1 protein-coding gene is annotated in these 601 nt (G+C 55.6%); it reads right to left on the bottom strand.

Features of this window, described 5'->3' with window-relative positions; genetic code table 11:
- Positions 1 to 54: 54 nt before the first annotated feature.
- Entirely contained in the window at positions 55 to 459 is a 405-nt protein-coding gene (tnpA, locus tag EWE75_RS24830) for an IS200/IS605 family transposase (protein ID WP_130160661.1), read from the bottom strand.
- Positions 460 to 601: the final 142 nt, after the last annotated feature.

Below are 601 nucleotides of genomic sequence, written 5' to 3'. Positions count from 1 at the left end.
GCTGAATGACATACCGGCTGACGCCGGTAGGATCATCGGAGAGGGCTGAAGCCTTCATTGGTCCTTGTGGATGTGCTTGTCGAGATATCGCATGATGATGTCATCGGTGATGTTGCCGGATGTCGTTGAGAAGTAGCCCCTTTGCCAGAAGCGCTGCCCCCAGTAGCGCTTGCGGATATGCTCGAATTCCTGCTGTATTTTGCGCGAGGACCGTCCCTTTGCGCGGCGCACGAAGTCGCTGACCGAGATGTGCGGTGGGATTTCGACGAACATATGGACGTGGTCGCTCGACAGGACACCGTTGATGATCGTCACGTTCATCTCGGCGCACACTTGGCGGATGATCTCGCGAACCCGCAAGCGGACCTCCCCGCGCAGCACTTTATACCGATATTTCGGTGCCCAGACGAGATGGTAGCGATGATGGAATGTCGTGTGACAACCGGTCGAATATCCCATAGCGTGTAACCTCGGAAAAAAGAGACTCAACGCCCTACGGGCTGTCTCTTTTTTCCGAGGTTACACGCTATCGGCCGAGTCGATGGCTGAAGCCAGTATCCGACTGAAGTCGGAGGGGTTTCTCCTCACCGAGGACTCTAAA

The organism is Sphingomonas populi (genome assembly GCF_004208535.1).
GTDB classification, from domain to species: Bacteria; Pseudomonadota; Alphaproteobacteria; order Sphingomonadales; family Sphingomonadaceae; genus Sphingomonas; species Sphingomonas populi.
The sequence above is the reverse complement of the archived record's forward strand: the minus strand, read 5'-3'. Positions and strand labels throughout refer to the sequence as shown.